Annotated in this window: 27 protein-coding genes and 1 tRNA gene; 17 read left to right on the top strand and 11 right to left on the bottom strand. The window is 70.7% G+C overall.

From position 1 onward, the window contains the following. Positions 1-20: 20 nt before the first annotated feature. Positions 21-908, bottom strand: a complete 888-nt coding sequence (locus tag Vlu01_RS25885; RefSeq protein WP_204004338.1) for a universal stress protein — start codon at positions 906-908, stop codon at positions 21-23. A gap of 218 nt (positions 909-1,126) precedes the next feature. Here Vlu01_RS25885 and Vlu01_RS25880 point away from each other — a divergent pair, with 218 nt between their 5' ends. From Vlu01_RS25880 to Vlu01_RS25855, 6 genes are all read left to right on the top strand, one after another. Next, entirely contained in the window at positions 1,127-1,363 is a 237-nt protein-coding gene (locus Vlu01_RS25880) for an HTH domain-containing protein (RefSeq protein WP_204004335.1), read from the top strand. Next, complete coding sequence (locus tag Vlu01_RS25875) at positions 1,363-1,941, top strand: Clp protease N-terminal domain-containing protein (protein ID WP_204004333.1); 579 nt, start codon at positions 1,363-1,365, stop codon at positions 1,939-1,941. Before Vlu01_RS25880 ends, Vlu01_RS25875 begins: the two co-directional genes overlap by 1 nt. Before the next feature lie 181 nt (positions 1,942-2,122). Next, complete coding sequence (locus Vlu01_RS25870; RefSeq protein WP_239096130.1) at positions 2,123-3,118, top strand: diacylglycerol/lipid kinase family protein; 996 nt, start codon at positions 2,123-2,125, stop codon at positions 3,116-3,118. Positions 3,119-3,213: 95 nt separating this feature from the next. Then, positions 3,214-4,230, top strand: coding sequence for a YihY/virulence factor BrkB family protein (locus Vlu01_RS25865; RefSeq protein ID WP_204004331.1), 1,017 nt, complete (start codon positions 3,214-3,216; stop codon positions 4,228-4,230). A gap of 83 nt (positions 4,231-4,313) precedes the next feature. Next, positions 4,314-5,804, top strand: coding sequence for a phosphatase PAP2 family protein (locus Vlu01_RS25860; protein ID WP_204004329.1), 1,491 nt, complete (start codon positions 4,314-4,316; stop codon positions 5,802-5,804). A gap of 15 nt (positions 5,805-5,819) precedes the next feature. Beyond that, positions 5,820-6,581: an endonuclease/exonuclease/phosphatase family protein gene (locus Vlu01_RS25855; RefSeq protein ID WP_308440985.1), complete on the top strand. Its 762-nt coding sequence runs from the start codon at positions 5,820-5,822 to the stop codon at positions 6,579-6,581. A 236-nt stretch (positions 6,582-6,817) separates the two neighbouring features. Here Vlu01_RS25855 and Vlu01_RS25850 read toward each other — a convergent pair whose 3' ends face one another. Beyond that, entirely contained in the window at positions 6,818-7,780 is a 963-nt protein-coding gene (locus Vlu01_RS25850) for a TIGR03557 family F420-dependent LLM class oxidoreductase (RefSeq protein ID WP_204004325.1), read from the bottom strand. A gap of 348 nt (positions 7,781-8,128) precedes the next feature. On the opposite strand from Vlu01_RS25850, the gene Vlu01_RS25845 reads away from it, so the two are divergent. Together Vlu01_RS25845 and Vlu01_RS25840 are read left to right on the top strand one after the other, a co-directional pair. After that, a complete protein-coding gene (locus Vlu01_RS25845; RefSeq protein ID WP_204004323.1) occupies positions 8,129-9,535 on the top strand; it encodes a cellulase family glycosylhydrolase in 1,407 nt (468 codons plus the stop codon). A 182-nt stretch (positions 9,536-9,717) separates the two neighbouring features. Beyond that, entirely contained in the window at positions 9,718-10,737 is a 1,020-nt protein-coding gene (locus Vlu01_RS25840) for a sporulation protein (protein WP_204004321.1), read from the top strand. Positions 10,738-10,824: 87 nt separating this feature from the next. Here the strand turns inward: Vlu01_RS25840 and Vlu01_RS25835 are convergent, their stop codons facing one another. Further along, positions 10,825-11,196: a hypothetical protein gene (locus tag Vlu01_RS25835; RefSeq protein WP_239096129.1), complete on the bottom strand. Its 372-nt coding sequence runs from the start codon at positions 11,194-11,196 to the stop codon at positions 10,825-10,827. 315 nt (positions 11,197-11,511) lie between these two features. On the opposite strand from Vlu01_RS25835, the gene Vlu01_RS25830 reads away from it, so the two are divergent. Beyond that, on the top strand, positions 11,512-11,898 hold the full coding sequence (locus Vlu01_RS25830; protein WP_204004319.1) for a hypothetical protein: 387 nt from the start codon (positions 11,512-11,514) through the stop codon (positions 11,896-11,898). Positions 11,899-11,949: 51 nt separating this feature from the next. Here the strand turns inward: Vlu01_RS25830 and Vlu01_RS25825 are convergent, their stop codons facing one another. From Vlu01_RS25825 to Vlu01_RS25815, 3 genes are all read right to left on the bottom strand, one after another. Then, positions 11,950-14,250 (bottom strand): HelD family protein, encoded by a 2,301-nt coding sequence (locus Vlu01_RS25825; RefSeq protein WP_505841149.1) that lies wholly within the window; start codon positions 14,248-14,250, stop codon positions 11,950-11,952. A 95-nt stretch (positions 14,251-14,345) separates the two neighbouring features. Then, positions 14,346-16,352, bottom strand: a complete 2,007-nt coding sequence (locus tag Vlu01_RS25820; protein WP_204004314.1) for a tetratricopeptide repeat protein — start codon at positions 16,350-16,352, stop codon at positions 14,346-14,348. Between the two features lie 68 nt (positions 16,353-16,420). Next, on the bottom strand, positions 16,421-16,882 hold the full coding sequence (locus Vlu01_RS25815) for a MarR family winged helix-turn-helix transcriptional regulator (protein WP_204004357.1): 462 nt from the start codon (positions 16,880-16,882) through the stop codon (positions 16,421-16,423). Positions 16,883-16,930: 48 nt separating this feature from the next. Between Vlu01_RS25815 and Vlu01_RS25810 the strand changes: the two genes are divergently transcribed. Both Vlu01_RS25810 and Vlu01_RS25805 read left to right on the top strand, forming a co-directional pair. Next, a complete protein-coding gene (locus tag Vlu01_RS25810; protein WP_204004311.1) occupies positions 16,931-17,452 on the top strand; it encodes a VOC family protein in 522 nt (173 codons plus the stop codon). A 49-nt stretch (positions 17,453-17,501) separates the two neighbouring features. Then, positions 17,502-18,356: a hypothetical protein gene (locus tag Vlu01_RS25805; RefSeq protein WP_204004308.1), complete on the top strand. Its 855-nt coding sequence runs from the start codon at positions 17,502-17,504 to the stop codon at positions 18,354-18,356. A gap of 86 nt (positions 18,357-18,442) precedes the next feature. On the opposite strand, the gene Vlu01_RS25800 is transcribed toward Vlu01_RS25805, so the two are convergent. Beyond that, positions 18,443-18,616, bottom strand: coding sequence for a DUF4236 domain-containing protein (locus Vlu01_RS25800; RefSeq protein WP_099846875.1), 174 nt, complete (start codon positions 18,614-18,616; stop codon positions 18,443-18,445). A gap of 241 nt (positions 18,617-18,857) precedes the next feature. On the opposite strand from Vlu01_RS25800, the gene Vlu01_RS28035 reads away from it, so the two are divergent. From Vlu01_RS28035 to Vlu01_RS25785, 3 genes are all read left to right on the top strand, one after another. Further along, positions 18,858-18,935 (top strand): putative leader peptide, encoded by a 78-nt coding sequence (locus Vlu01_RS28035; protein WP_373306315.1) that lies wholly within the window; start codon positions 18,858-18,860, stop codon positions 18,933-18,935. A 184-nt stretch (positions 18,936-19,119) separates the two neighbouring features. Then, entirely contained in the window at positions 19,120-19,473 is a 354-nt protein-coding gene (locus tag Vlu01_RS25790; RefSeq protein ID WP_239096128.1) for an LLM class flavin-dependent oxidoreductase, read from the top strand. 4 nt (positions 19,474-19,477) lie between these two features. Next, positions 19,478-20,041, top strand: a complete 564-nt coding sequence (locus tag Vlu01_RS25785) for a flavin reductase family protein (RefSeq protein WP_204004306.1) — start codon at positions 19,478-19,480, stop codon at positions 20,039-20,041. On the opposite strand, the gene Vlu01_RS25780 is transcribed toward Vlu01_RS25785, so the two are convergent. From Vlu01_RS25780 to Vlu01_RS25770, 3 genes are all read right to left on the bottom strand, one after another. Continuing rightward, positions 20,008-20,346 carry a hypothetical protein gene (locus tag Vlu01_RS25780; protein ID WP_204004304.1) on the bottom strand — a complete coding sequence of 113 codons (339 nt, stop codon included), beginning with the start codon at positions 20,344-20,346 and terminating at the stop codon, positions 20,008-20,010. The two genes, Vlu01_RS25785 and Vlu01_RS25780, sit on opposite strands and share 34 nt — an antisense overlap. A 4-nt stretch (positions 20,347-20,350) precedes the next feature. Continuing rightward, positions 20,351-20,806: an RrF2 family transcriptional regulator gene (locus tag Vlu01_RS25775; RefSeq protein ID WP_204004302.1), complete on the bottom strand. Its 456-nt coding sequence runs from the start codon at positions 20,804-20,806 to the stop codon at positions 20,351-20,353. Positions 20,807-20,891: 85 nt separating this feature from the next. Beyond that, positions 20,892-21,791: a helix-turn-helix domain-containing protein gene (locus tag Vlu01_RS25770; protein ID WP_204004300.1), complete on the bottom strand. Its 900-nt coding sequence runs from the start codon at positions 21,789-21,791 to the stop codon at positions 20,892-20,894. Between the two features lie 226 nt (positions 21,792-22,017). Here Vlu01_RS25770 and Vlu01_RS25765 point away from each other — a divergent pair, with 226 nt between their 5' ends. Then, positions 22,018-22,794 (top strand): glucose 1-dehydrogenase, encoded by a 777-nt coding sequence (locus Vlu01_RS25765; protein ID WP_204004298.1) that lies wholly within the window; start codon positions 22,018-22,020, stop codon positions 22,792-22,794. A gap of 267 nt (positions 22,795-23,061) precedes the next feature. Here Vlu01_RS25765 and Vlu01_RS25760 read toward each other — a convergent pair whose 3' ends face one another. After that, positions 23,062-23,493 carry an SsgA family sporulation/cell division regulator gene (locus Vlu01_RS25760; RefSeq protein ID WP_007457244.1) on the bottom strand — a complete coding sequence of 144 codons (432 nt, stop codon included), beginning with the start codon at positions 23,491-23,493 and terminating at the stop codon, positions 23,062-23,064. A gap of 297 nt (positions 23,494-23,790) precedes the next feature. On the opposite strand from Vlu01_RS25760, the gene Vlu01_RS25755 reads away from it, so the two are divergent. Continuing rightward, positions 23,791-24,465 (top strand): TIGR02611 family protein, encoded by a 675-nt coding sequence (locus Vlu01_RS25755; RefSeq protein ID WP_373307515.1) that lies wholly within the window; start codon positions 23,791-23,793, stop codon positions 24,463-24,465. A gap of 50 nt (positions 24,466-24,515) precedes the next feature. Continuing rightward, positions 24,516-24,587, top strand: a tRNA-Val gene (locus tag Vlu01_RS25750). Positions 24,588-24,648 lie beyond the last annotated feature (61 nt).

Here is a 24,648-nt window from a genome sequence, read left to right as displayed (position 1 = left end):
GCAACGCGCGGTTTCCTCTGTCAGCTTCGCTGAATCGGCGATCCTGGATCAGGGCCGTTGGTCCCGCCGATTCGGGTGTCACGGCCCGTCACGGTCCGGTGCGCCGTCACGCCGCGGATCACGATCACCGGGGACGGAGCGTGGTAGAGCAGCGTCTGGCTGACCGCGCCGAGCATCCCCCGCAACGGCTCCTCACCACGGGCGGCGACCACCACCAGTTGCGCCGAGCGTGACTGGTTGACCAGCACGTCGTCGGGTTCGCCCTCAACGACGTGGCTCTCGACGGCGATGTCGGGATGGTCGCTCCGGTGGCGGGACAGCGTCTCGCTGAGTCGTTCGGTGGCGTACCCGACGCTTCCGTCGGAGTCGACCACCCAGAGCGCCAGCAACCGCGCCCGGTGCTGGGTGGCGCAGCTGAGCGCCCATTGCAGTGCGACCTCTGCGGAGGCCGAGCCGTCGATCCCGACCAGGATCGGGCCGGCGGGTGGCGGTTCCCGCCGGGCGACCAGCACCGGACAGTCGGCACGGGCGGCCACCTGCACGGCGTGGCTGTCGGCCGGGATGCAGCGGTCACAGTGGGCCATGCCGCCGTCGCCGACCACCACCAGGAAGGCGGTCTCCGACCTGCTGAGGATGTTCGACACCGCCGAGCCTTCGGTGATCTCGGCGGTCACCGGCACGCCCGGCTCGTTCTCGTTGATCGCCGCGGTCGCCGCAGCGATCAGTTGTTCGGCCTGGGCACGGGAGTGGGAAACCCCCGGATCGTCGAAGGTGGCCCAGTTGAACGCGTGCAGCAGGTGCAACCGGCGTCCGTGCGCCGCAGCCTCCCGGGCGGCGAGGCGGGCCACCGGCAGGGCGTCCTGCGGACCGATGCCGACGAGCACCGGCGCCTCGTTGGCGGCGGCCATCCGACATCACCCCCGCAGCTGTGGCACCCGGCCTGGGTCTGAGGCTAGTCGCGGTGGTGCCTCCAGGGGGCCGGATCGGAGCAGGCCAGCGGGCGGTGAGTGGCGTGGGCGCGCTGTCGAGCTGATCCGTTCGTGCGTGCGCCGCCGTGGGCGGGGAGGCGGGCGCTCGGATGTCAACCAGGGTTGACGCGCGGGTGGTGTCAATGTAGGTTGACAGCATGAGTCACGCGACGGAACTCGCGGCCGCGGCCGGCAGCACCGACCCCCGGGTCGGTCTGCGCGCCGTCCGCGCCCTTCGCCGGCTGCTCGAACGGCTTGAGGTGGTCCAGGTCGACAACGCCCGACGACAGGGCTGGTCCTGGCAGGAGATCGCCGACGCCCTCGAGGTCAGCCGGCAGGCGGTGCACAAGAAACACGCCGGGCGACCGGCGGTCGAATCCTCTCGGGAGGCGTGATGTTCGAACGATTCACCGACCGTGCCCGCACGGCCGTCCGGCGGGCACGAGACGAGGCCCGCGCCGAGGGCCAGCGACCCGTCGGCACCGAACACCTCCTGCTCGCCGTCCTCGCCGACGGTGACGGCCTGGCCGTACGGGTGCTGCGCGACGCGGGCGTCACCGCCGACGACCTGCGCGAGCGGATCCGTCGCCACGCTGAGACCGGCGACAGCGGCCTCGGCGAGGCCGACGCGGCGGCGTTACGCGAGATCGGCATCGATCTGGCCGCCATCGTCGCCCGGATCGAGGAGTCGTTCGGCCCGGACGCCCTCCGTGAGGCGGCGCCGGCCCCCAGACGCCGATGGGGCCGACGGCGACCGGCTGGCGGCCCGTTCTCCGCTCGTGCCAAGAAGGTGCTGGAGCTGTCGCTGCGCGAGGCGATTCGGCTGCGTCACCGCCACATCGGCACCGAGCACATCCTGCTCGGCCTGCTGCGGGAAGGCCGTGGGCTGGCCGCGTTGACGCTCACCGAGGCCGGGGTCGACCTGGCGGACGTGCGCCACCGGGTCGAGCTCGCCCTGCGTGCCAGTGCGTGACGGCTGCCCGGCACCGACAAGCCGCGTGGTGGCACCCGGCCCAGCCGGTCGGCCTCCTGCGCGCGTGATCGCGTCCCCCACGGTCCGTCGGCCGAAACGTCGGCGACCCGCGTCGGTGTGGTGAATCGAGGCACACCGGCGTCGGGTCGCCCAACCCGGCAGGGTGCTGCACACTGACGCCGTGGAAGCTGGACAGCACGAAGAGTCGCTGCGGAGCGCGGTGGTGGTCAACCCGGTCAAGGTGACCGATCTCGACGCGCTGCGCCGCACCGTCAATGACGTGCTCGACGCGGCCGGCTGGCCGGAGCCGCTGTGGTTCGAGACCACCGTCGACGATCCGGGTCGGGGCCAGACCGAGAAGGCCCTCGCCGCCGGGGTGGACATCGTCTTCGCCTGCGGCGGAGACGGCACGGTGATGGCCTGCGTCGACGCGCTGGTCGGCACCGAGGTGGCGCTCGCCGTGCTGCCACAGGGCACCGGCAACCTGCTCGCGGCCAACCTGGGTCTCTCCGACGACCTGGCCGCCGGACTGGCGGTGGCCGTGGAGGGTGGCCGGCGGCTGCTCGACGTCGGTGCGGTGGACGGGCAACACTTCGCGGTGATGGCCGGCATGGGCTTCGACGCCCAGATGCTCGACGCCACCAGTGAGACGACCAAGCGGCGGATCGGCTGGCCGGCGTACGTGGTGGGGGCCGCACGACACCTGCGGGACCGACCGATGCGGGTGTCGATCCGGTTGGACGACCAACCGCCGCTGCGCCGTCGCGCCCGCTCGGTGCTGGTCGCCAACGTCGGCCGGCTCCAGGGCGGGGTGATCCTGCTGACCGAGGCAGAACCCGACGACGGTTACCTCGACGTCGCCGTGCTCACTCCGCGCACGCTGCGGCACTGGCTCTCGCTCGGTTGGGCGGTGCTGCGCCGACGTGACCGGGTGCCCCGGATGGAGGTGTACCGCGCCCGTCGAGTGGAGATAACCAGTAACCGGAACCAGCCCAGGGAGCTGGACGGCGACCTGATCGCACCCGGCCGCGAGCTGCGGGTGCAGATTCGACGCCGGGCGCTGTGGCTGTGCGTGCCGCGACCGGCCCAGGCGCCCGACCTGGCCGACGACGCCGCAGCCGCCGCCGAGCGGGGTGAACACCTGGTCGAGGAGGGCCGAGGTGAGCACGAGAAGTGAGTCGTCACGCCCCGTTGCCGTGAACGAAGGGCTGGTCGGGTGAGCGTGCGGAGTGGACCGGCGGGCCCGGTGGTCGCGAGCGAAGGAGCCGCGTCGTGAGCAGCACCAGGATGGTGCCGGAGACCCGGCTGATGTCCGACGAGCAACTCTGCGCCGACCACGCGTGGCGGACGCTGCGGCGGGAGGGCGGCTGGCATCTGTTGCGTGACGCCTTCACCCGGTTCCGGTACGGCGACGGGTTCAGCCACTCCCGGGCCTTCGCGTTCCAGCTCTGCCTCGCCGTGGTGCCGTTCCTGATCGCTCTCACCGGGCTGATCTCCGAACTGGGCGCGGCCGAGGGTGGCGAGGTGGTCGCCGACACCGTGCTGGCGTTGACCCCCGGCACGAGTGAACAGGTCGTCGCCGAACTGCTCGGTGACGGTGACGACCCGGGCGCGGAGCGGGTCGAGGAGACCGGCGAGGTGGCGCTCACCCTCGGCCTGATCACCGGTCTGGTGGCACTGACCAGCACCATGGCCCAGATCGAGCGGGGTGCGAATCGCATCTACGGCGTCGAACGGGACCGCCCGGCCGGTTGGAAGTACCTGCGGGCGGCCGTGCTCGCCGTGACCGCCGGCCTCCCGGCCCTCGCCGGGTTCCTCATCCTGGTCGGCGGCGGACCGATGGGTGACTCCGTGGAACGCCACTACGCCTGGGGAGAGGCCGCCAGCACGGTGTGGGACCTGGTGCGTTGGCCGCTCAGCCTCGGCCTGACGGTGCTCGCCGTCGCGGTGCTGTTCCGCCACGCGCCTCGCCGCCATCAGCCCGGCCTGTCCTGGCTACTGTTCGGCGCCGGCATCGCCACCGCGCTGTGGTGGGTGGCCAGCCTGCTGCTCGCCGGCTACGTGCGCTTCAGCGAGGATTTCGGACAGACCTACGGCGCGTTGGCGGGGATCATGGCGTTGCTGCTGTGGGCCAATCTCACCGGCATCGCGCTCTTCGGCGGGCTCGCCTTCGCGGCGCAACTGGAGGCGGTCCGCATCGGCGTGCAGGAACCGGCCAAGCCCGACCTGTGGGAGCCGAACGCGCAGCGGGTTCCCGTGCACGACACCGGCGAGATGACCGCACTCTGACCCACCGCGTCACTGCCACCGCACCGGGTGTACCGGAGCGGCGTACCGGGTACTGCGCCACGCCAGAGGCGAAGGAGGCTGCCGTGGGCGCGGTCAGGGACGTACTGCGACGACCCCTCGGGCATTTCACCGAACGTACGCTCGCCGGCCTGGCGCTCGTGCTCGGTGCGGGGGTCGGCTTCGGGTTGCTGCTGACGTTGGTACGGGTGCGATGGCCACCGCTGTACGACGTGGACCACGGAGTGGCGCAGTGGCTCAACGACCAGGTGGCCCCGATCGGTCCGCTGGTGACGGTGCTCAACGCCATCACCGACCTCGGTGGCCGTGCGGTCATCGTCTGGCTGGTGACCGTCGCCGTGGTCGGGCTGCTGATCCGCCGGCAGGGTCGCCTCGCGGTGTTCCTGATCGTCACCGGCGCGGGCGCGCTGATCCTCGACCCCTCGCTCAAGACCCTGGTTGACCGGTTGCGTCCCGAGGTGGACGTGCCGATCGGCGCGTACGCGGGACAGAGCTTCCCCAGCGGGCACGCCCTCGGGTCGATGGTGGCCTACGGCGCGTTGCTGCTGGTGTTCCTGCCGGCGATGGCGCCCCGCTGGCGTCGGCCGGCGATGGCCCTGGTCGCCGCGGTCGTCTTCCTGATCGGGTTCACCAGGGTCGCGCTCGGCGTGCACTTCCTCTCCGACGTGATCGGCGCCTGGCTGCTCGGCGCGGCCTGGCTGGGCCTCACCGCGTACGCCTTCCGGTTGTGGCGCTTGGAGCGGGGGCGACCCGCGGTGCCGCTGACCGATGGGCTGGAACCGGAGGCCGGGCACGACGTGGCGCCCGCGCCGGACGAGGAGAAGCTGCTGCCGCACGCCCGGGCCGGCGTCGCCGAGATCATCGTCGGCTGGGTGCTGGTGTTCGGTGCCCTGTACGGGTTCGGCATGTTCGTCAGCTACCACGCCGACAACACCTTCCTCGCCCGCCTCGACGAGGTCGTGCCCACCTGGTTCGCCGAACGCCGCACCGACTTCCTCGACGAGTTGAGCTGGTGGTGGAGCAAGGTCGGGGACACCCACGCCATCCTGCTGATCTCGCTGGTCTTCTGCCCGCTGGTGCTGGCGATCTGGCGGCGTTGGCGACCGGTGCTCTTCGTGGCGTTGACGATGTTCGGTGAGCTGACCCTCTTCCTCGCCAGCGCGGCGGCGGTGGACCGGCCGCGTCCGCCGGTGGAGAACCTGGACGGCCCGATGCCGACGTCGTCGTTCCCGTCCGGGCACATCGCCGCCACCCTCTGCCTCTGGGTGGCGATCGCCGTCATCGTCTTCGTCCGCACCGACCGGTGGTGGCGGTGGGTTTTCGTGGCGCTCGCCGTGGTGATGCCGGTCGGGGTGGCGATCTCCCGGATGTACCGGGGCATGCACCACCCGACGGACTTCATGGGCGCGATTCTGCTCACCACGCTGTGGATCGGGCTGTTGTATTGGGTGGTGCGCCCCAACGAGGACGTGCGGCAGGGCAACCAGCCGGCCATCGAGTCGGAGGACGTGGACACCCTCGACGACGAACTGGCACGGGCCGGTCGGCCGGGCTGAGCCGTGCTGAGGGTGATGACCTGGAACATCCGCACCGGCGGTAGGGACCGTGGTGGCCCGGACCGGCGCGAGCTGGTGGCCGGGGTCATCGCGCGGCAGCGGCCGGACGTGCTCGCCGTGCAGGAACTGGGTGGTCTCGACGTCGCGGGCTTCGCCACCGATGTCGGACTCCGGCCGTACCTGGCTCGTTCCTGGCTGGGGCAACCGGTCGCGCTGCTGGTGCGTCCGTCGTGGCCGGTGCTGGCTGCCGCGCCGGTACGCCGGCCGTTCCACCACGCGGCCCAACGCGTGGTGGTGGGCACCGGTGCGGGGCCGCTGACGGTGCTCGGCACCCACCTCGATCCGTACTGGGGGACCCGCCGGTTGGTCGAGGCAGGGTGGGCGGCCGCCGCCCTGCGCCCGGCCCGGGACGGCCTGGCGCTGCTCGCCGGTGATCTGAACACCCTCGACCCGTACGCCGGGCACGCCGACCAGTTGGGTCGGCTACCGCCGGCGTACCGTCGTCGGCACCTGCGCCGGGACGGGCGGACGGTGGAGACCCGCGCGGTGGCTCGGCTGCTCGCCGCCGGGCTGACGGATCTCGGAGTGGACGCCGGGCCGACAGTGCCCACCGCCCACGGTGGCGCCGAGTTCGCCGACCTGCGCCTGGACTACCTGCTCGCCACTCCCGCGCTGGCCGACCGGCTCACCGACCTGCACGTGGTACGCGACCCGGACACCGAGCACGCCTCCGACCACTACCCACTGCTCGCGGAGTTCGTCCTCACCCCGCCGTGATCGGGTCGGGTGCGGCGTCAGATGAGCAGGTTGAGCAGGACGGTCAGGACGATCGAGGCGACGATCGAGAAAAGGATCATCAGAAGGCAGCCGACGCCGCCACCAGCGGGCCGGATCTCCGTGTTACCGATGCGCATGCGCTGGTCTTCCTGTCAGTTCGTCGGGATGTTCAGGGCGAGCAGGGCGCGGATGGTCTCGGCGACCTGCCGCGGATGGTCTCGGCGAGCGGCGGCGGATCACAGTTCGCGCAGTCGGGGCAGCAACTCCTCCTGCGCCCAGTCCAGGAACATCGGCTGGCTGTCGCCACCGACCTGAATCAGCGCCACGTCGGTGAAGCCGGCGTCGACGAACTTCTTGAACGCCGCCACATGCTTCTCCACGTCGGGGCCGCAAGAGATCCCGGCCGCCACGTCCTCCTCGCGCACGCTCTGGGTGGCCGCCTTGAAGGAGTCGGTGTCGGGCAGGTCGGTGTTGACCTTCCAGCCCATCCCGAACCAGCGGAACTGGTCGTGTGCGATCTTCCGGCACTCGGCCTCGTCCGGTCCGTAGCAGATGGCCACCTGCCCGTACCGGGGACGTCCGGCGCCACCGACCTGTTCGTACATCTCGACCAGATGTGGCTCCGGTTCGGTGGCGATCAGGCCGTCGGCGTATTCGGCGGCCAGGGTCACCGACTGCCGACCGGAGCCGGCCACCGCCATCGGCACAGGCCGCTCGGGTCGGTCCCAGACATAGGCGTCCGGCACGTCGAAGTGGTTGCCGGAGAAGGTCAGTGTCTCCCCGTTCAGCAGCGGGCGGATGATCTGCAGTGCCTCCTCGAACATCTCGTGACGCTGCTGAACGTGCGGCCACCCGCCCACGACGTGCTCGTTCAGGTTCTCCCCGGCACCGAGGCCGAGGGTGAACCGGCCGTCGGAGAGCACACCCAACGTTGACGCCTTCTGCGCCACCACCGCCGGGTGGTAACGGCGGATCGGGCAGGTCACGAAGGACATCAGCGCCGCGCGGGAGGTGGCGTGCGCGACCGCACCCAAGACCGACCAGGCGTACGGTGAGTGGCCCTGGGACTCCAACCAGGGGTAGTAGTGGTCAGACATGACGAGTTGGTCGAAGCCGGCCGCCTCGGCCCGCACGGCGTAGTCGACGAGTTCCTTCGGACCTGCCTGCTCGCACAACAGGGTGTAGCCGATGCTGACCATTGACCTCTCCTCACCGGTCCAGGGCGGATCAACTCCGGATACCCCGGCCCGGATCGGTCAACCCTGCTGGACGCTTGACGGTGTGCCCGCCCCCTGCCTACCGTTTGTCTGAACCGGTTCAGGGACCGACGTGGTGTGCATCCTGTGGTGGGGATGTCCGCTCCCGTGACGGCTCGGCGTCTCCTGGGTCGTCACGGGTAGCCGGTCTACTGAACCGGTTGCTTTCGTCAAGCCATCGGCATACGCTGATGCCTCGCCGGGTCTGCGCGCGGCTGTCGGGCTGCAGCCGCTCACCTGCCACTCACCGCACCCCCTGGGCACGGGGGAGACACCTCCTGCGAGGAATGCATGAGAAAACTGTTCGCGGCCGTCGGTGCCGTCCTGCTGGCGACCGTCGCCGCGGTTTTCGCCTTCGGACCATCGGCCCACGCCGCCGCCGGCTTCACGGTCAGCAACGGGCGGCTCTACGACGCCAAGGGTAACGAGTTCATCATGCGCGGGGTCAACCACGCGCACACCTGGTACCCGAACCAGACCAGTTCCTTCGCCGACATCAAGGCCCTGGGCGCCAACTCCGTGCGGGTGGTGCTCTCCAGCGGCGACCGGTGGACGCGTAACAGCGCCGCCGACGTGTCCAACGTGATCCAGCTCTGCAAGGCCAACCGGCTGATCTGCGTGCTGGAGGTGCACGACACCACCGGGTACGGCGAGCAGAGCGGGGCGATCACCCTGGACCGCGCGGTGGACTACTGGCTCAGCATCGCCAGCGCGCTCAACGGCCAGGAAGCGTACGCGATCGTCAACATCGGCAACGAGCCGTACGGCAACCAGAACTACTCGTCGTGGGCCACCGACACCTCCAACGCGATCCGTCGGCTGCGCAACGGTGGCATCACGCACACCATCATGGTGGACGCCCCGAACTGGGGTCAGGACTGGTCCTTCACCATGCGGGACAACGCGCCCACGGTGTTCGATGCCGACCCGGCCCGCAACACGGTCTTCTCGATCCACATGTACGGCGTCTTCGACACCGCTGCGGAGATCAGCGACTACCTGGGTCGCTTCCGCAGCCGTAGCCTGCCCATCGTGGTCGGCGAGTTCGGGCACAACCACTCCGACGGCAACCCGGACGAGGACGCCATCCTCTCCTACACCCAGGCCAACGGCATCGGCTGGCTGGGCTGGTCGTGGAGCGGCAACAGCGGTGGCGTGGAGTACCTCGACATGGCCACCAACTTCAACCCGAACCAGCTGACCAGTTGGGGCCAGCGGCTGTTCAACGGCACCAACGGCATCCGGCAGACCTCGCGGCAGGCCAGCGTCTACGACTCGATCCCGCCGACCACTCCGCCGCCGTCGTCCCCGCCGCCGTCCACTCCACCGCCGTCCACTCCGCCTCCCTCCACCCCGCCGCCGTCGACGCCGCCTCCCTCCACGCCGCCGCCGCCGAGCGCCGGCTGCACCGCGACCTACTCGATCAGCGGACAGTGGCAGGGCGGTTTCCAGGGTGACGTCCGGGTGACCGCCGGCTCCAGCGCCATCAACGGCTGGACGGTGCGCTGGACGTACGCCAACGGCCAGACGGTGACCCAGTCCTGGAGCGTCACGATCACCAGCAGCGGATCCAGCGTGACGGCCCGCAACGTCGACTACAACGGCCGCCTCGGTGCCGGGGCCAGCACCACCTTCGGCTTCCTCGGCAGTTGGAACGGCACCAACTCGGCTCCCGCGGTGACCTGCACCGCGAGCTGAACCGGCACTCGTCGGTGGCCGGGTCCGTGCCGGTCCGGCCACCGACGGCGGTGATCCCGCCTGACACGCGGCGGCCCACCCGGTTGGTTTTTCAGCCATCTCACAGGCCCGCTCGATAGGGTGCGGTGGTCCGCGTCCGCTCCCACAATGGAGTTCGGGCACCAGATCCCGCAGGAGTACCAATGGTCTTCAAGAAGATGTTGAGCGCGTTGGGCGTGGGCGGTCCCAGTGTGGACACCGTCCTGGCCAACCCGAACACCAGACCGGGACTGGCACTCGACGGCCAGGTCAACCTGCTCGGCGGGGACGCCCAGGCGAACATCGAACACATCGCCATCGGTCTGGTGACCCGGGTCGAGATCGGTGAGCAGGCCGGCGTGATGGAGTTCCACCGCCAGGTCGTCAGCGGGCCACTCCAGCTCGCCCCGAAGCAGGCGCTCTCCATTCCGTTCCAGCTGCCGCTGCCGTGGGAGACCCCGATCACCGCGGTGTACGGCCAGCGTCTGCACGGCATGTCGCTCGGGTTGCGTACCGAGCTGGCGATCGCTCGTGCGGTCGACAAGGGCGACCTGGACGAGATCAACGTGCATCCGCTTCCGGTGCAGGAGCGCATCCTGGAGGCGTTCCTGCAACTCGGCTTCCGGTTCAAGAAGGCCGACCTGGAGCGCGGCATGATCTACGGCGTACAGCAGACGTTGCCGTTCTACCAGGAGATCGAGTTCTTCGCCGCACCGCAGTACGCGCAGACCATCAACGAACTCGAACTGACTTTCGTGGCCAACCCGCACGGTGTCGACGTGGTGCTGGAGTGCGACAAGCGTGGCGGCTTTCTGACGCCCGGCCACGACGTCTTCGGGCGTTACCAGATCGCGCACACCGACGCGGAGCGCACCGACTGGGCGCAGGTGGTCGACGGCTGGTTGCAGGAGACGATCGGCCGCTTCGGAGCCCTGCGTGCCCAGGCGTTCGGTCCGCAGGGTTACGGCGGCGCGCAGAAGTTCGGCCACCCGCACCAGCGCCGGGGCGGGGTCGGCATGGGCGGGGTGGTGGCCGGTGCCGCGCTGGGCGCCGCCGGTGGCATGCTCGCCGGTCACATGATCGGTAACGCGTTCGAGGGCGCCGAGGACGAGGTGGCCGACGCCGCCGGTGACTTCGGTGGCGACTTCGGCGGCGGTGACTTCGGCGGCTTCGAGGAGTTCTAGGCACGACGGGACGGTGGCCCTTCGGGAGAGGATCCCGAAGGGCCACCGTGCGGTATGCGGGCCGGTTGCGGCTCCGCCTGAGCGGGGTCACCGCCCCCGCTTACGCTCCTCGCCGGAACGCTTCGGGCTGCCGGCCTTGGCCAGACCACGGCTACCCAGGTAACCGAGGGTCAGCAGGGTGATGAAGAACCACGCCTGGCCCGGGTTGTTCAGGTTCAGACCGTTCGCGGTGGTGCCACGCCAGAAGGCGGCGATGACCACAGCGGTGACGGCAGCCGCGTAGATCCAGAACTCCGTCGTCAGAAACGACTGCTTCGTCTCGGTACCCGGCGCCGGCATCTGTTCCCGGTGCCCGTCGTGCATCATCGGCATCTGACGGGTGTCCTGCATGCTCGCGCGGTGCTGCGCGTCCTGCGCCGGGCGGTTCATCGGCCTGGTAGATGCAGCCTGCGTGCTCATCTGTCCTCCTCAGGATTGATGAGTCGTAACCTGCGACCCTCGCCCCGCTACCGCGTGTCGGCCACGGCACGGTTCGCGTACTTGGCGCGGGCACCCCGGGTCTACCCCTCGTGTCGGGGGCAGTAACGCCAGGCCGGGCCGCGATTCTCGGTTTTCGCGGGCGGCGCTGACGTCACGATGGTCGCGTCCCGATCGGTAATGGCGGTACGGCGCCCGGTGTGCCCGCTGTCCGCTTCCCGGTGACCGGCGGCGCGGGTTTGCCCCGCCGGCCACCGGGCACGCAGAGTGACCGACCCTTCTGCGAGGTGATGGATCGTGCGTGAGGACGAGATGCGACAGGACGCCGCTCGCCGGGCCGAGGAGCGGATCGCCGGCGGTGTGTACGGCGAAGGCGCCCTCGACGAGGTGACCGTGCCGCCGACCGATGTGGAGAGTGAACTGCAGCGCGAGGACCCGGACGACCCGGCCGACGTGCCGATCGACCCGACCGTGCTGCGTGACGGCGGACCGACGGGTGGTCAGGGCGCGATCACCACGACCGGCGGCACCGCCGGTCCGGCGAGCGCCCGCCGGGTGGCGCGGCACCGGGACGAAGCCGCCCCGACAACGACCGGTGACGCCACCACCGGCGGCATGAGCACCCCGACCGGCGGCAGCACCAGCGACCAGTCCACCCCCGCCACTCAGCCCCCACCCCGATGATCATGAGGTTGTTGCCCGACACGCCGACGGCGGCAGGCAACAACCTCATGATCAACCGAGAGGGTGAGGGGTGGGGGTGAGGGTGGTGAGGCGTTGGGTGGCTCTGGTGAGGGCTACGTAGAGGTCGCTGCGACCTCGGGGAGACTCCGCGATGATGCGGTCGGGGTCGACCACCAGGACCGAGTCGAATTCCAGGCCCTTGGCCTCGGCGACGGTCAGCACCACCACCCGGCTCTCCAACTCCGGCTGCTCACCGACGGCCGCCTCGGGCAGTGCCGCCGTCAGCGCGGCACCGAGGTCGTCGACCCGACCGGCCGGGACGATCACCCCGAGCCGCCCGTCGGTCAACCCTGCCGCCTCGGCGGTAGCCACCGCCACCAGCTCCGCGGCGAGCGACCCGGCCGGCACCGTCCGCCGCTGCGGCGGGAAACCACTGGAGCGTACGGCGCGCGGCGGCCGGAGCGCCGGATCGATCTCGGCCAGTACGCCGGCGGCGACCTCCATGATCTCGGCGGGGGTGCGGTAGCTGACGGTCAGCTCGGTCAGCCGCCACCGATCCGCCACGTACGGCGCCAGCGCCTCCGCCCACGACGGTGTGCCGGCCAACGCCCCGGTCTGCGCCACGTCACCCACGATCGTCATCGAGCGGCTCGGGCAGCGGCGCATCAGCAGCCGCCAGGCCATCGGCGACAACTCCTGCGCCTCATCGACGATCACATGCCCGAACGCCCACCCACGGTCGGCCGCCGCACGCTGGGCGGTGGTGAGCCGGTCCGCCTCCTCCTGCCGTTCCAGCAGCCGGTCGGCGTCGAGCAGGTCGGTCACGCCGAGAATCTCACCGCCCTCGGCCTCGTCCTCCACGTCGATCGACCGCGAACCCCGGGCGATCTCCAGCACGCCCTCCGCGTACTCACGTTGCAGGGCGCGAATCCGGTTCCGGCGGGCGGCGGCGGCCCGGTCGTCCTCACCGAGCAGCTCCGCCGCCTCGTCCAGCAGGGGCACGTCCGCCGGTGTCCAGCCGCCTGGCTCGCGGTGCAACGCGGCCCGCTCCGCGTCACTGAGCATCGGCGCGGCGGCGTCGATGCGTTCGGGTGCGGCGTACAGGTCAGCGAGCAGCCGCTGCGGTGTGAGTACCGGCCACAGCTCGTCCAGGACGGCCCGGACCTGCGGCTCCTCGCGCAGCTCGCGGCGGATCTCGGCGCGGTCGGCCTCGTCGAGCAGGTTCTCCCCGCCCAGCGGGTCGGTGCCGATGCGTTCGGCCACCTGGTCGGCCAGCGCGTGGATGACCTCGATGTCGAAGACGGCGCGGGCCAGGTTGTGCGGCCGGCCGCTGCGCCGGGCCCGGTCGCGCGCCGAGTGCACGGTGGCCGGGTCGAGGACCAGAACCTCCCGCTGCGGCAGCTCGATCTCCACGGGCTCGTCGGGGACCCGCTGCCGATCGCGGACGGCGTTGGTCAGCACCTCGACCATCGTCAGGCGGCCCTTCAGGGCGGCGGTGGTGGCCGGCTCGGCCCGGTGGGCACTGACCCCCGGAAAGAGATCACCCTGGGTACGCAGCAGCACGCCGGTCTCGGCCAGCGCGGGCAGCACCTGCGAGATGTAGCGCAGGAACGTCACGTTCGGCCCGACCAGCAGCACACCCCGGGTCGACAACTCCCGTCGGTGGGTGTAGAGCAGGTACGCGGCGCGATGCAGCGCCACCGCGGTCTTACCGGTGCCCGGCCCACCCTGCACCACCATCACGCCCGGCAGGTCGGCCCGGATGATGCGGTCCTGCTCGGCCTGGATGGTCTCCACGATGTCGCGCATCCGGCCGGTCCGCCCGGCGTCGAGCGCGGCCAGCAGCGACGCCTCACCGGTCAGCTCTTCGTGGGCGGTGGGGGAGGCGGTCGCCAGGTCGAGCACCTCGTCGTTGAGGCCGACCACCTTCCGTTGCCGGGTACGCAGGTGCCGGCGTCGCCGGATGCCCTGCGGGTTGGCGGCGGTGGCGAGGTAGAAGGCGCGGGCGGCCGGAGCGCGCCAGTCCATCAGCAGCGGCTCGTAGTCGCCCTCGGTGTCGAAGATGCCAATTCGCCCGATGTAGTGGCGCTGGTCGCTGTCGGTGTCCAGTCGGCCGAAGCAAAGGCCATTCTCCACTGCGGAGAACTGCTCGACCTGGTCGGCGTACATGCGTACCGAGCTGTCGCGCTGTGAGCGGGCCTGCAATGTGCCGCCGGTCGACCGTAGCTGCTCGGTCAACCGGGTCTGTGCCTGGTCACGCAGGTCGTCGAGGCGCTGGTAGAGCATCGAGACGTACTCCTGCTCGCGGCCGATCTCGTCGTCGGACGGCGAACCGCCGGAGTGCTTTGACAATCCGTCTCCCGATCAGCTAGAATCTGCGTTCAGGACGGCTTTTCAAGCCGTTCTTTTTTGTGCCTGAACTGCCAAAGATAGCGCGTCCTCGACGGTCAACGGCGCTCGGTGCAGACCTCGTCGGAGCGGGCGATCGTGTCGGTGGACCAGGCGACCGCGACCGTGAAGCAGTAGTCGAGGCTGCGGTTGAGACCGTAGACGACGAAGCTGTCGCTGCCGGCGGGCAGATCCGCGAAGGGGTTCTGCGGCTGGCCGTCCCGGCCCCCTGAGACGATCACCGGTCCCTCCGCCCCGGCCGGGTACGTCCACCGCAACGTCACACTGTCCCGGTTGTCGCGTAGTGACAGCCCGGTCGGCGCGGTACCGGGGGATGCGGGGGGAGCGTCGCCGGCCGTGGCGGTGGCTGTCGGTGGTGCCGCGTCGCTCGGGCCGCCGCTCGCCGTCGGTGGTGCCGGATCGTCGCCGCCGACCCGGGAAACCCCGGCGATGACCGCTGCGGCGCCGAGCAGCACCACGGCGACGCCAGCCGCGACGATCAGCACCAGCCGGTTCGGCCGGCCGGCCGGTGTCGGTACGCCGGTCCGGCGCACCGGCACCGGCAGCAGGGGCGAGGGTGGACCGGGACGTTCCGGCTCGACCCGGCGCAGCCGGTACACCCCGGGAGCCTGCGGCGTGCCGGTCAGCCCGACCACGCTCGGCGGTACGGCACCGCCGGTCGGTGGTGGTACCTCGGGATGCGGGTCCGGATCGGGCTGCTCGGCCGCCGAACCGGCCCACCAGTCCTCGGGTGGTCCGGCCGGGCCGTCGACCGGTTGCCGGGGCGTGGGCACCGGTGACGTGGCCCCGGCCGCCGATGGACCGGCCGGCGGATACCCGGTGCTGGGGTGGTAGCCCTCGGCCGGATGCTCCTCGCGGTCGACGTGCTGAGCTGACCGCCACGGCTGTTCGCCCTGCTCCGGGTCCACCGGCCAGGATGCTCGGGACGGCTCGTCGTCCGGCGTCGTCGCCCACCGCTCGTCGTCCGGCGCTGTCGCCCACCCTGACGGCGACTCGACGGCAGGCGTCGGCTCGTCGGGTGGGAAGTCCGCCGCTGCTGCGGCCCACGCCGGAGGCCAACCCTCCTGCGGCGGTGTGGCCGAACCGGTCTCATCGTCGGGCCAGCCGCCCGCAGCTCCCGCGCCGGTCGCGGCTCCGTCGGGCCAGGCGGCGCTCGTCTGCGTCCCGTCGGCCGTGCCCGTCCCGGCCGGCGTACCGCCCAGGTTCGTCGGGGTCGGTGGGGGTGCTGTCGCGGGGCCCTCGTCGGGCAGACGCGGGTGCGGCCAGGTGGGCGCGGGTGGGGTGTCGTCGCTCGACGAGGTACGGGCGGCCGGTACGACCGGCTCCTGCACGCTGACCGGCGGGTTGTCGGCGCAGACGTGGTCGGGGTTGGCCGCCGCCCGGGCCAGGGCCGTCACCTGGGCGGCCAGCGGATCGTCCGCGGGAAGGTGCTGGCGGGCCAGTTCGCGGGCCAGAGCCAGATTGTCCTGCGCCTCGGCGAACTGACCGCAGTCGCGCTGCATCGAGCCGAGCCGGGCCAGCATCTTGATCCCGCTCGGGTGCCCGTCACCGTAGACCTCGCGGTGCAACTCCCAGGTGTCCTGAAGCCGGTCGCGGGCGACCTGGCACTGGCCCCGGGCGTATTCCACGGTGGCCAGATCGGCGTGGACGGCGAGCACCCGCAGCGACTCCGGTCCGTCCGAAGCGGTCAGCTCGATAATCACTTCCTGGTACAGCCGCGCCGCCCGTGACCAACTGCCGACCCGGTGCAGCACCGCCGCCAGGGTGGCCGCGGTGGCCACCGTACGCGGATCGGAGCGGCCGTACAGCTGGGAGCTGGCGGCGTACGCGTAGGCGGCCCAGCCCCGCGCCGAGTGCGGCTCGCCGAGCGCGAACAGCACCCGCGCGTGCAGGCTGGCCGCCTCGGCCAACTCGGACGTGGCGTTGGCCGGGCGCGGGTCGGCGCCGGTCAGCGCGTCGGCGAGCAGCCGTTGAGCGCCGGCGAGATCGCCAGCGGAGACCAGGTCGTGCGCCTGATCAGTCAGTTCACCGAAGCCGGAGGGCACGCCCCATCGTGCTCATTCGACGACGTTTAGTACAAGACCCGCGCCGGAGTGGTTCGGTCAGGATCCGGTCAGGCTCGCTTCAGGCGTTCGGTCAGTACCTCGCTGATGTGGCGTAACTGCTCGACCTGCGCCGGGCTGAGAGCGTCGAACAGGTGCTCGCGTACCCCCTCGACGTGGCCAGGCGCGGCGGCGGCCAGCTTCGCGAATCCGTCGTCGGTGAGGTGGGCGATCTGTCCGCGCCGGTCGGTGGGACAGTCCTCGCGGCGTACCCAGCCGGCCGCCTCCAGCCGACTCACCGCATGGGAGAGCCGGCTGCGCGAGGAGCCGCTCACGTCGGCCAGCTCGCTCATCCGCAGGCGACGTTCGGGTGCCTCGGAGAGGCGGACCAGGATCTCGTAGTAGGCGTGCGGCATGCCTGCGTCGCGTTGCAGCTCGCGGTCGAGCGTGTCCATCAGCGCTCGGGAGGCGGTCAGGAACGACCGCCAGGTGCGCTGTTCGTCCGGGGTCAGCCAGCGGGTCATGACCAGCATCATAGCGCAGTAATTGAACTCTCAACTAAATCGGGCTACCCTCGGGGCATGGGAATTCATCGTCTTAACCACGCCGTCCTGTACGTCAGCGACCTCAACCGCAGCATCACGTTCTACCGCGACGTGCTCGGTTTCCGTCAGGTGCCGATGACTCCGGAGGGGTTCCGGGGCGCCGCCTTCCTGCAGGCACCGGGCTCCACCAACGACCATGACCTCGGCCTGTTCGAGGTCGGTGCGGCCGCCGGCCGGTCGACCGCCGGGCGGGAGACCGTCGGCCTCTATCACCTGGCCTGGGAGGTGGACACCCTCGACGAACTCGCCGCCGTCGCCCGGCGGCTGACCGAGGCCGGCGCGCTGGTCGGCACCTCCGACCACGGCACCACCAAGAGCCTTTACGGTCAGGACCCGGACGGGCTGGAGTTCGAGGTGGTCTGGCTGGTCCCCGCCGACCGGCTCGACGACGCCGCCTTCGACGCCCGGACCAGGATCAGTCGGCTCAACCTGGCCGCCGAGATCGAGCGTTACGGCGGGGACACCCGAGGTGGCGTCGGTGTCTCGGTCCCGGTGTGAAACGGCGGTCCCGGCGGGCCGGCGTGACCGGCTGCGGTAGAACGGCAACATGTCGACCGAAGCCGTAGGGCACGCCGCGTTTCTCCGACACCTGGACAGGTGGGCGCCGGCCGCGCTGCGCCGCGCCCGCCGGGCCACCGTCGTCCTCGGGTACGACGGCAGCGACCCGCACCTGGCCGAGCAGACCGTACGCCTGGCCGGCGGACACGCCGCCCGGCTGCGCGGCTGCCGGCTCACCGTCCTGGTGCTCGCCGAGGGCACCGCGGAACTGCCGGCCCGGCTCGGTGCGGCCGAGGCCGGACTGCCAGCCGAGGTCGCCGTGCACCTGATGCCCGGTCCGCCGACCCGACTGCCGGTGGCCCTGCGCGCGGCCGGTGCGGTGGGCGCGCCGGTGCTGTCCTACCTGGAGTCGGACGATCCGGTGGCGCTGACCGCCGCCGCGGCCGGCCGGGCCGCCGAGGCACTCGTCGTCGCCGGGGCAGCGGCACCCCTGCGCACGGCGCTGATCGACGCCGGGTTCGCGCTGGCCACCGAGGTCGAGCTGATCGACGCCGACCGGCGGATCGGCTTCGGCACCGGATCGGACCGCAGCCTGGAGGAGCTGAAGGAAAGCCTGTGGGCGAGCGGGTCGCGGTTCCGTGACCCGTACGGTGATCCGCTGTCACCCGCCGAGCGGACGGATCCGGCACCGTTGGGTCGGGCCCTGCTGGAGGAACTGTCCCGGTACGGCCCGCGTACGGTCACCGAGCTGCGCCGGTACGCGGTGACGCACACCGCGTACCGAGCGGTGGACGCGGTGCGGGTGCTGTCCGACCTGCTCGACTCCGGGCAGGTGACCCGGACGCCGCAGGAAGGTCGGCTCGGCGGGGACGTGCTGGTCACCGCCGTCCGGTCAGGCGCATGACCTCCAGCGGGAAGGCCGTGGTGCCCACCCCGAGAGACAGTGACGGGGCGCCGGGAGTGCCGACGCCCCGTTGAGGGTGGCGGATCTCAGGACTTGTCCTGCTTCCAGTGCAGCGGTCCCGGCAGATCGACGCGGTGTGCCCTGGCCCGAGAGTTCCAGGACCAGCGACCGAGCTTGATGCTCCAGGACGAGAAGCCGTTCTGCGTGAAGTGCAGGATCAGCGGCCCGAACTTCTTGCGCTTGCGCAACATCACACCCATTGTGGGCTCCCTTCGAGACTTCCCGTGCGGCAGGAACATGCCCGGAACGTCGATTCGTGAAACCCGATCGCTGCACTGTGGAAGCCCGGGCCGAGAGATGGGTTACATATCCCATCTAACAGGTGGGTCTTGTTATAGAAACATCCCTGCTGCAGGTCGGCCTCTGAGCTCACAACGCGAGTAGATCCCACCTAATGGAAGGCCATTGACCGAGCTGATCGGCGGCGGGCAGCATGGCTTCATGTCACAGCGGGCTGAGCTTCTCCTCACCGCTCGTGTGCACGTTGACCTCGTCCGGCACGCAAGCGCGCTCTGTTGAGCTGACGCCGAGTCGCACCGCTTCTCAGTACAACTTCGCCATCACCGACATGTACTCCGGGATCATCACGATCTCCGCCAACGGCCTGCTGGTCAACCAACTCCTCGTCGCCGGGGAACGTCGCTTCTCCACCTGGCGGGTCGACGTCACGGCCTGAGCCGACCTCACGTCGGAAAGGAACCCCATGCCCCGAACCCTGCACCTCAACGCCTTTCGGATGGGTGTCGGCCACCACGAGGCCGCCTGGCGGCACCCCCGCACCGAACCGCAGCGGGTGGCCGACGTACGGCACTTCGTCGAACTGGCCCGGACCGCCGAGCGCGGCACCCTCGACTCCGTCTTCCTCGCCGACGGTCTCGCCGTCGGACCGAACGCGCGGCACAACATCCAAGCCGTCTTCGAGCCGCTGACCCTGCTCGCCGCGCTGGCGACCGCGACCGAGCACATCGGCCTGATCGCGACCGTGTCCACCACCTACAACGAGCCGTTCAACATCGCCCCCGGCCGGCCAGCCGGTACGCCGAACGTGAGCTGGTGACGGCATGACCACCGTCGCACAGCCCCGCGCCGAGGAGTTGCGGCCGGTGGACCCGGACCTGTTCCGTACGCTGCTGCGCCAACAGGCCAGCACCGTCACCGTGGTGACCGCCGTGGCCCGGGGTACCCGCCCGGCCTGCCTCGGCGACCTCGGTAAGCCGCTGCGGGCCGGATTCACCGCCACGTCGTTCACGTCGGTGTCGCTCGACCCGCCGCTGGTGTCGTTCTGCCTCGACGTCTCCTCGTCGAGCTGGCCGGTGCTGGCCCGCGCCGAGCACGTCGCGGTGCACCTGCTCGCGGCCAACCAGACCGAGGCCGCCCGGGTCTTCGCCACCAGCGGCATCGACCGGTTCGCCGCGTATCCCGGGTGGACCTCCGGCCCGTTCGGCGTGCCGCTGCTCAACGGGGTGCTGGCCCGGCTGCTCTGCCGGGTGACGCACCGGGTGCCGGCTGGCGACCACAGTGTGGTGATCGCCGAGCCGCTTGCCCTCGGTGGGGGAGCGGACGGTGCTCCGCTGATCCACCACCGTGGTGGCTACACCACCACGGTGGGTACGGTGACCGCTTGACCATCGCAGTCGACCTGTTCACGCTGGACCGGGCCGGCCAGGACGCCAAGACCGTCGCCGCGCCACTGACTGCGGTGCTCGCCGCCGACGTGGACTTCCACCAGCGGCTGCCGGAGCTGTTCCCACCGCCCGCAGGCCCGGGAGTGGCTCGCGGACCGGCGGACCGGGCGCGGTTGAACGCCACCCTCCAGATCGGCTACCTGCTGGTCGGGGTCCGCGCCGCCGGGTTGGCCGCCGGCCCGATGGCCGGGTTCGACACCGACGGTGTGCGGCGTGAGTTCCTCCCCGACGGCCGGCACGGTCATCGGCTCAGCGGGGTTCCCAGGCGTCCGGCAGGGAGGTCAGGCGACGGACATGGGCGGGCAGCCGGCCGTCGACCAGGTCGGCCAGGCTCACCTCGTCGACCACCCGGCGCAGTGCGGCGCGTACCGCGACCCAGAACTGCGGCAGGTGCGCGGCGACTCCTTCGTACTCTGTCTCCTCCGGACGCAGGCCGCGGACGCCGGCCAACGGACCGTCCGCCGCTCGCAGCACCGCGCCGACGGTCACCTCCCGGGGCGGTCGGGCCAGGGCGTAGCCGCCCTCCGCGCCACGCTGGGCCCGGACTATGCCGGCCCGACGCAGGTCGGCCAGGACCGCTTCCAGGAACTTGCGGGGCATCTCCTGCTCAGCGGAGATGGCCTGGGTGGACAGCAGCGACGGGTACGCGGCGCCGAGGCTCAGCGCCGCCCGTACCGCGTAGTCGCCGCGCGCGGAGATCTGCACCCCGTCATCATGCCCAATGCAGGGCGGCCGGGGCCGCACGCGTCGCCGCAACCACCCTGCCGTACCGCACAACCGCGCGATGCCGTCACGCCCGATGGGCGTCGAACCGCCCGTCAACGGGTGTACGCGGGCGCACTACCGGCGCCGGTACGGGCCGTTCGCGGGCGGCCCGGAACGCGCCCGGGCTCATGCCAACCTCGCGGGTGAAGAACCGGCCGAAGTTCGTCGGCTCGGTGAAACCGAGCTGTCGACCGATCCGGGCGATCGGCTCGTCGGTGGCCGCCAGCAGTCGGCTGGCCTGGAGCGCGACCCGCTCGTCCACCACCTGCTTGGCGCTGCGCCCGGTGATCGCCAGGCAGGCCCGGGTGAGGGTACGCACCGAGCAGCCCAGCCGATCGGCGTAATCCTCGACCCGGCGGGTGGCCTGGTACCCCCGCTCCACCTCGCGGCACAGCCGCCGGAAGGTCTCCTCCTCCGGGCGTGACGACCGCTGCGCGCCGGACGGCAGCATGCTCAATCGCAGCAGCAGCACGCTCAGTTGATGGCGCAGCAGGCTGCGGGCGGCCTTGGTGTCCCGGTGCCGACTGGCGTCCACGGTCAACTGGCTGACCTCGTTGATGATCGCGTCCTCGTCCTCGCCGGCCAGCTGGACCCACGTGGGTACGTGGTCGGTGTCGAGGTCGAGCCCGTGCAGTGCCTCCGGGTGCCAACGGACCACGGTGGCGTCCAACTGGGGCAGGGCACAGCGCAGCACCTGACCGGGGCGGATGCGCAGCAGCGTGCCGGGCCGGCACGGCAGGGCACGGAAATCCACCTCGGCGAGCCCGTGACCACCGGTGGTCAGGACGATCAGCTCGCGGGTGAGCAGCACCGGTCGTCGCCACCCTGCGTCGGTCGCGAGATCACCGAGCGTGGTCGTGTCGATCTCGATCGCGTTGGCGGCAGCGTCGGGCAGTGCCGTGGCGCGGTGACCGGAAGGGACCATCACCTGCGACGTTAGCCCGAGCCCGGCCCGAACGCATCTCTCGCCACCCGGATATCGTGGGCCGTTGGCAGCGCCGGCGGACACCCGGACGGGTGGGGTTGTTCCGGATGCCGCAGGACGATTAGGTTACTGATCGGTAGTGACCTGGTCGTCGTAGCGTCCCGAGCGGTCCGTGGCGGCGGCTCCGACACCGGCTGCCCCAGGCCGGACACCGCAAGGGGATGGCATGAAGGATCTGTTCTCCGTCGACGGCAAGACCGTCCTGGTCACCGGTGGCTCACGGGGCATCGGCCTGATGATCGCCCGGGGTTTCGTCGCCGCCGGTGCGCACGTCATCATCTCGTCCCGCAAGGCCGAGGTCTGCGAGGCGGTGGCCAAGGAGTTGGCCGCCCACGGACGCTGCGAGGCGATCCCCGCCGACCTGGGTCGGGACGAGGGTGCCCAACAGTTGGCCGCCGCCGTCCAGGACCGGGTCGACAAACTGGACGTACTGGTCAACAACGCCGGTGCCACCTGGGGTGCGCCACTGGAGAGCTACCCGGAGAGCGCTTTCGACAAGCTGTGGGCGGTGAACGTGAAGGCCGTCTTCCGGCTGACCACCGCGCTGCTGCCGACCCTGCGCGCCGCTGCCGCCCCCGACGACCCGGCGCGCGTGATCAACATCGGCTCCATCGATGGCCTCCGGGTGCCGTCCATGGAGGTGTACGCGTACTCGGCCACCAAGGCGGCGGTGCACATGCTGACCCGCAGCCTGGCCCACCAACTGGCCGGCGAGCAGATCACCGTCAACGCGATCGCCCCCGGGCCGTTCGAGAGCAAGATGATGGCGTTCGCGCTCGACGACCCCAATTCCCGGTCCGCCATCGAGGCGCAGGTGCCGCTGGGCCGCATCGGTCGCCCCGAGGACATGGCCGGCACGGCGATCTACCTCGCCTCCCGGGCCGGCGCCTACCTGACCGGCGCGATCATCCCCGTAGACGGCGGCCTAACCACCCACGGCTAACCCCGTTACCCCCCCCGTCCCCGCCCCCGCTCCGTCCCGCCCCCGTCCCGCCCCCGCTCCGTCGATCATGCAGTTGTGGCACCCGTTCTGTGTGCATTAGCCCGTTATGGTAGGCGCCACAACTGCATGATCGGCGAGTGCTTGGCGGTGGGTGGGTGGGTGGGCGGTGAGTGGTGGGGGTTTGGGGAGTGGGGAGTGGGGAGTGGGGTGGGGATCGGTGGGGGCCGCGCGAACTCGGCAGATCCGCGCGGCCCCGGTTTTCGTGAGTCAGCGACCGGCGAGCAGCCGGTTCACCGCGGTGTCGACGTCCAGGTGCTCGGCCTCCCGGCCGCGCGGAACGACGACGTAGGTCCGCCGCAGGAAGCGCACCAGCACGCTGCGTGGGACCTCGAACAGGGCGTTGCCGTCCGGCGACGACAGCGCCAGCGCGACGAAGTCGCCGCGCGGGGTGGCCCAGGGCCAGACCCGTACGTCCCCGATGCCCGCCGGTTCGTCCAGTCCCGTGACCAGCAGCTCGCGAGCGAAGGACCAGCTCACCGCCTCGCCGCCAGCCGATTCGGCATGGAACAGGACATGGACCGCATACGGATCAGCAGGGTCGTAGCGCAGACTGGCGCGCACCGGCAAGGCGGTGGCGTCAGGTGCGACGAGCCTTAGCGACGTCTCGACCTCTACGGTCGTCGGTCGGATGACACTCATGAACGTTCTCCCCCCGGCACCGCTGCGGAACGCGCGTGTCCCGCTTTTCCCATACTCAGCCGCTACTCCTGGCTACGCTCCGCCATGCGCTGACTTCACCCAGTGGTGGGAAGGGGTTCGGAAGGGCCTCATGAATGTGAAAAGTCATGTAGGATTTCCGATTCTGCCCAGTGGGTTCAACCTGCCCGGCATCGGGTTTGTTGAGTCGTCGACTTACTCCGGTAACGTCCAGTCGGCGGTTGCAGTGACGGGCCCACGCCACACTCGGGCGTGAAATGGTCGCGGACGTGTTCCTCAGTGGATGCGGCGACCACCAGACACCCGTCGAATGTCGCGGTCCGCAGAGCCGAACAGCGGGGGTACGGGGTGGCGAAGAGGCGGAGGAACCGGCACGGTCGGTCAGTGATCGATCACGGTCGGGTAGATCGGCACGGCGTTGCGACGGTCCGAGTGCTCAACGGACGTGGCTCCCTGGGGGGAAGTCGGGATAGCTCGCCCGGGAAGGGGCATCGTGGAGAGATGACCAGGGGCGTGAAGCGTGAGGGGGGTGTCGCCGTGGCCGAGCGACGCTCGCCACCTTCCTGGCGGCAACGAATATCCACCACCCTCGCACTGATCCGGAGCAATCCCACCGGCCGAATCGCACTCAAGATTATCTTCGGAGTGCTCGGTGCCCTCGTGGTCACCATCGGCATCGCACTTATCCCACTGCCCGGCCCCGGCTGGCTGCTGGTGATCGCCGGCCTCGGCATCTGGGCAGTGGAGTTCCACTGGGCCAAGCGCCTGCTCGCCTTCACCCGCCGCCACGTCCATGGCTGGACGGCGTGGGTGAAGCGGCAGTCGCTCTTCGTACGCCTGGTGATCGGCTCGGTCGGCCTGGTCTTCGTCGCCACCGTCGCCCTACTGTCGATCAAATACAGCCTCGGCATCGACGTGATCGCCCAGGTGCTGCGCTACCTCGCGACGCACTGACCCCGGGTTCGCAGTCCGCGCGCCTGATCGGGTAGAGTCATGCGCGCTGAGGGCGATTAGCTCAGCGGGAGAGCGCTTCGTTCACACCGAAGAGGTCACTGGTTCGATCCCAGTATCGCCCACGCAGCTCAGGCCACTTCCCAGCTCCGGGAGGTGGCCTTTCTGCTGCCCGTACAGCAGCGA

Source organism: Micromonospora lutea (assembly GCF_016863535.1).
In the GTDB taxonomy this organism is placed as follows: domain Bacteria; phylum Actinomycetota; class Actinomycetes; order Mycobacteriales; family Micromonosporaceae; genus Micromonospora; species Micromonospora lutea.
This window is presented reverse-complemented; position numbering and strand designations above follow the sequence as displayed.

Coding starts and splice junctions, on each gene's coding strand:
- Vlu01_RS25885 (WP_204004338.1), bottom strand. CDS start 908: ATGGCCGCCGCCAACGAGGCGCCGGTGCTCGTCGGCATCGGTCCGCAG.
- Vlu01_RS25880 (WP_204004335.1), top strand. CDS start 1,127: ATGAGTCACGCGACGGAACTCGCGGCCGCGGCCGGCAGCACCGACCCC.
- Vlu01_RS25875 (WP_204004333.1), top strand. CDS start 1,363: ATGTTCGAACGATTCACCGACCGTGCCCGCACGGCCGTCCGGCGGGCA.
- Vlu01_RS25855 (WP_308440985.1), top strand. CDS start 5,820: ATGACCTGGAACATCCGCACCGGCGGTAGGGACCGTGGTGGCCCGGAC.
- Vlu01_RS25850 (WP_204004325.1), bottom strand. CDS start 7,780: ATGGTCAGCATCGGCTACACCCTGTTGTGCGAGCAGGCAGGTCCGAAG.
- Vlu01_RS25845 (WP_204004323.1), top strand. CDS start 8,129: ATGAGAAAACTGTTCGCGGCCGTCGGTGCCGTCCTGCTGGCGACCGTC.
- Vlu01_RS25840 (WP_204004321.1), top strand. CDS start 9,718: ATGGTCTTCAAGAAGATGTTGAGCGCGTTGGGCGTGGGCGGTCCCAGT.
- Vlu01_RS25835 (WP_239096129.1), bottom strand. CDS start 11,196: ATGAGCACGCAGGCTGCATCTACCAGGCCGATGAACCGCCCGGCGCAG.
- Vlu01_RS25815 (WP_204004357.1), bottom strand. CDS start 16,882: ATGCTGGTCATGACCCGCTGGCTGACCCCGGACGAACAGCGCACCTGG.
- Vlu01_RS25810 (WP_204004311.1), top strand. CDS start 16,931: ATGGGAATTCATCGTCTTAACCACGCCGTCCTGTACGTCAGCGACCTC.
- Vlu01_RS25805 (WP_204004308.1), top strand. CDS start 17,502: ATGTCGACCGAAGCCGTAGGGCACGCCGCGTTTCTCCGACACCTGGAC.
- Vlu01_RS25800 (WP_099846875.1), bottom strand. CDS start 18,616: ATGGGTGTGATGTTGCGCAAGCGCAAGAAGTTCGGGCCGCTGATCCTG.
- Vlu01_RS28035 (WP_373306315.1), top strand. CDS start 18,858: ATGTCACAGCGGGCTGAGCTTCTCCTCACCGCTCGTGTGCACGTTGAC.
- Vlu01_RS25790 (WP_239096128.1), top strand. CDS start 19,120: ATGCCCCGAACCCTGCACCTCAACGCCTTTCGGATGGGTGTCGGCCAC.
- Vlu01_RS25785 (WP_204004306.1), top strand. CDS start 19,478: ATGACCACCGTCGCACAGCCCCGCGCCGAGGAGTTGCGGCCGGTGGAC.
- Vlu01_RS25780 (WP_204004304.1), bottom strand. CDS start 20,346: ATGACCGTGCCGGCCGTCGGGGAGGAACTCACGCCGCACACCGTCGGT.
- Vlu01_RS25770 (WP_204004300.1), bottom strand. CDS start 21,791: ATGGTCCCTTCCGGTCACCGCGCCACGGCACTGCCCGACGCTGCCGCC.
- Vlu01_RS25765 (WP_204004298.1), top strand. CDS start 22,018: ATGAAGGATCTGTTCTCCGTCGACGGCAAGACCGTCCTGGTCACCGGT.
- Vlu01_RS25760 (WP_007457244.1), bottom strand. CDS start 23,493: ATGAGTGTCATCCGACCGACGACCGTAGAGGTCGAGACGTCGCTAAGG.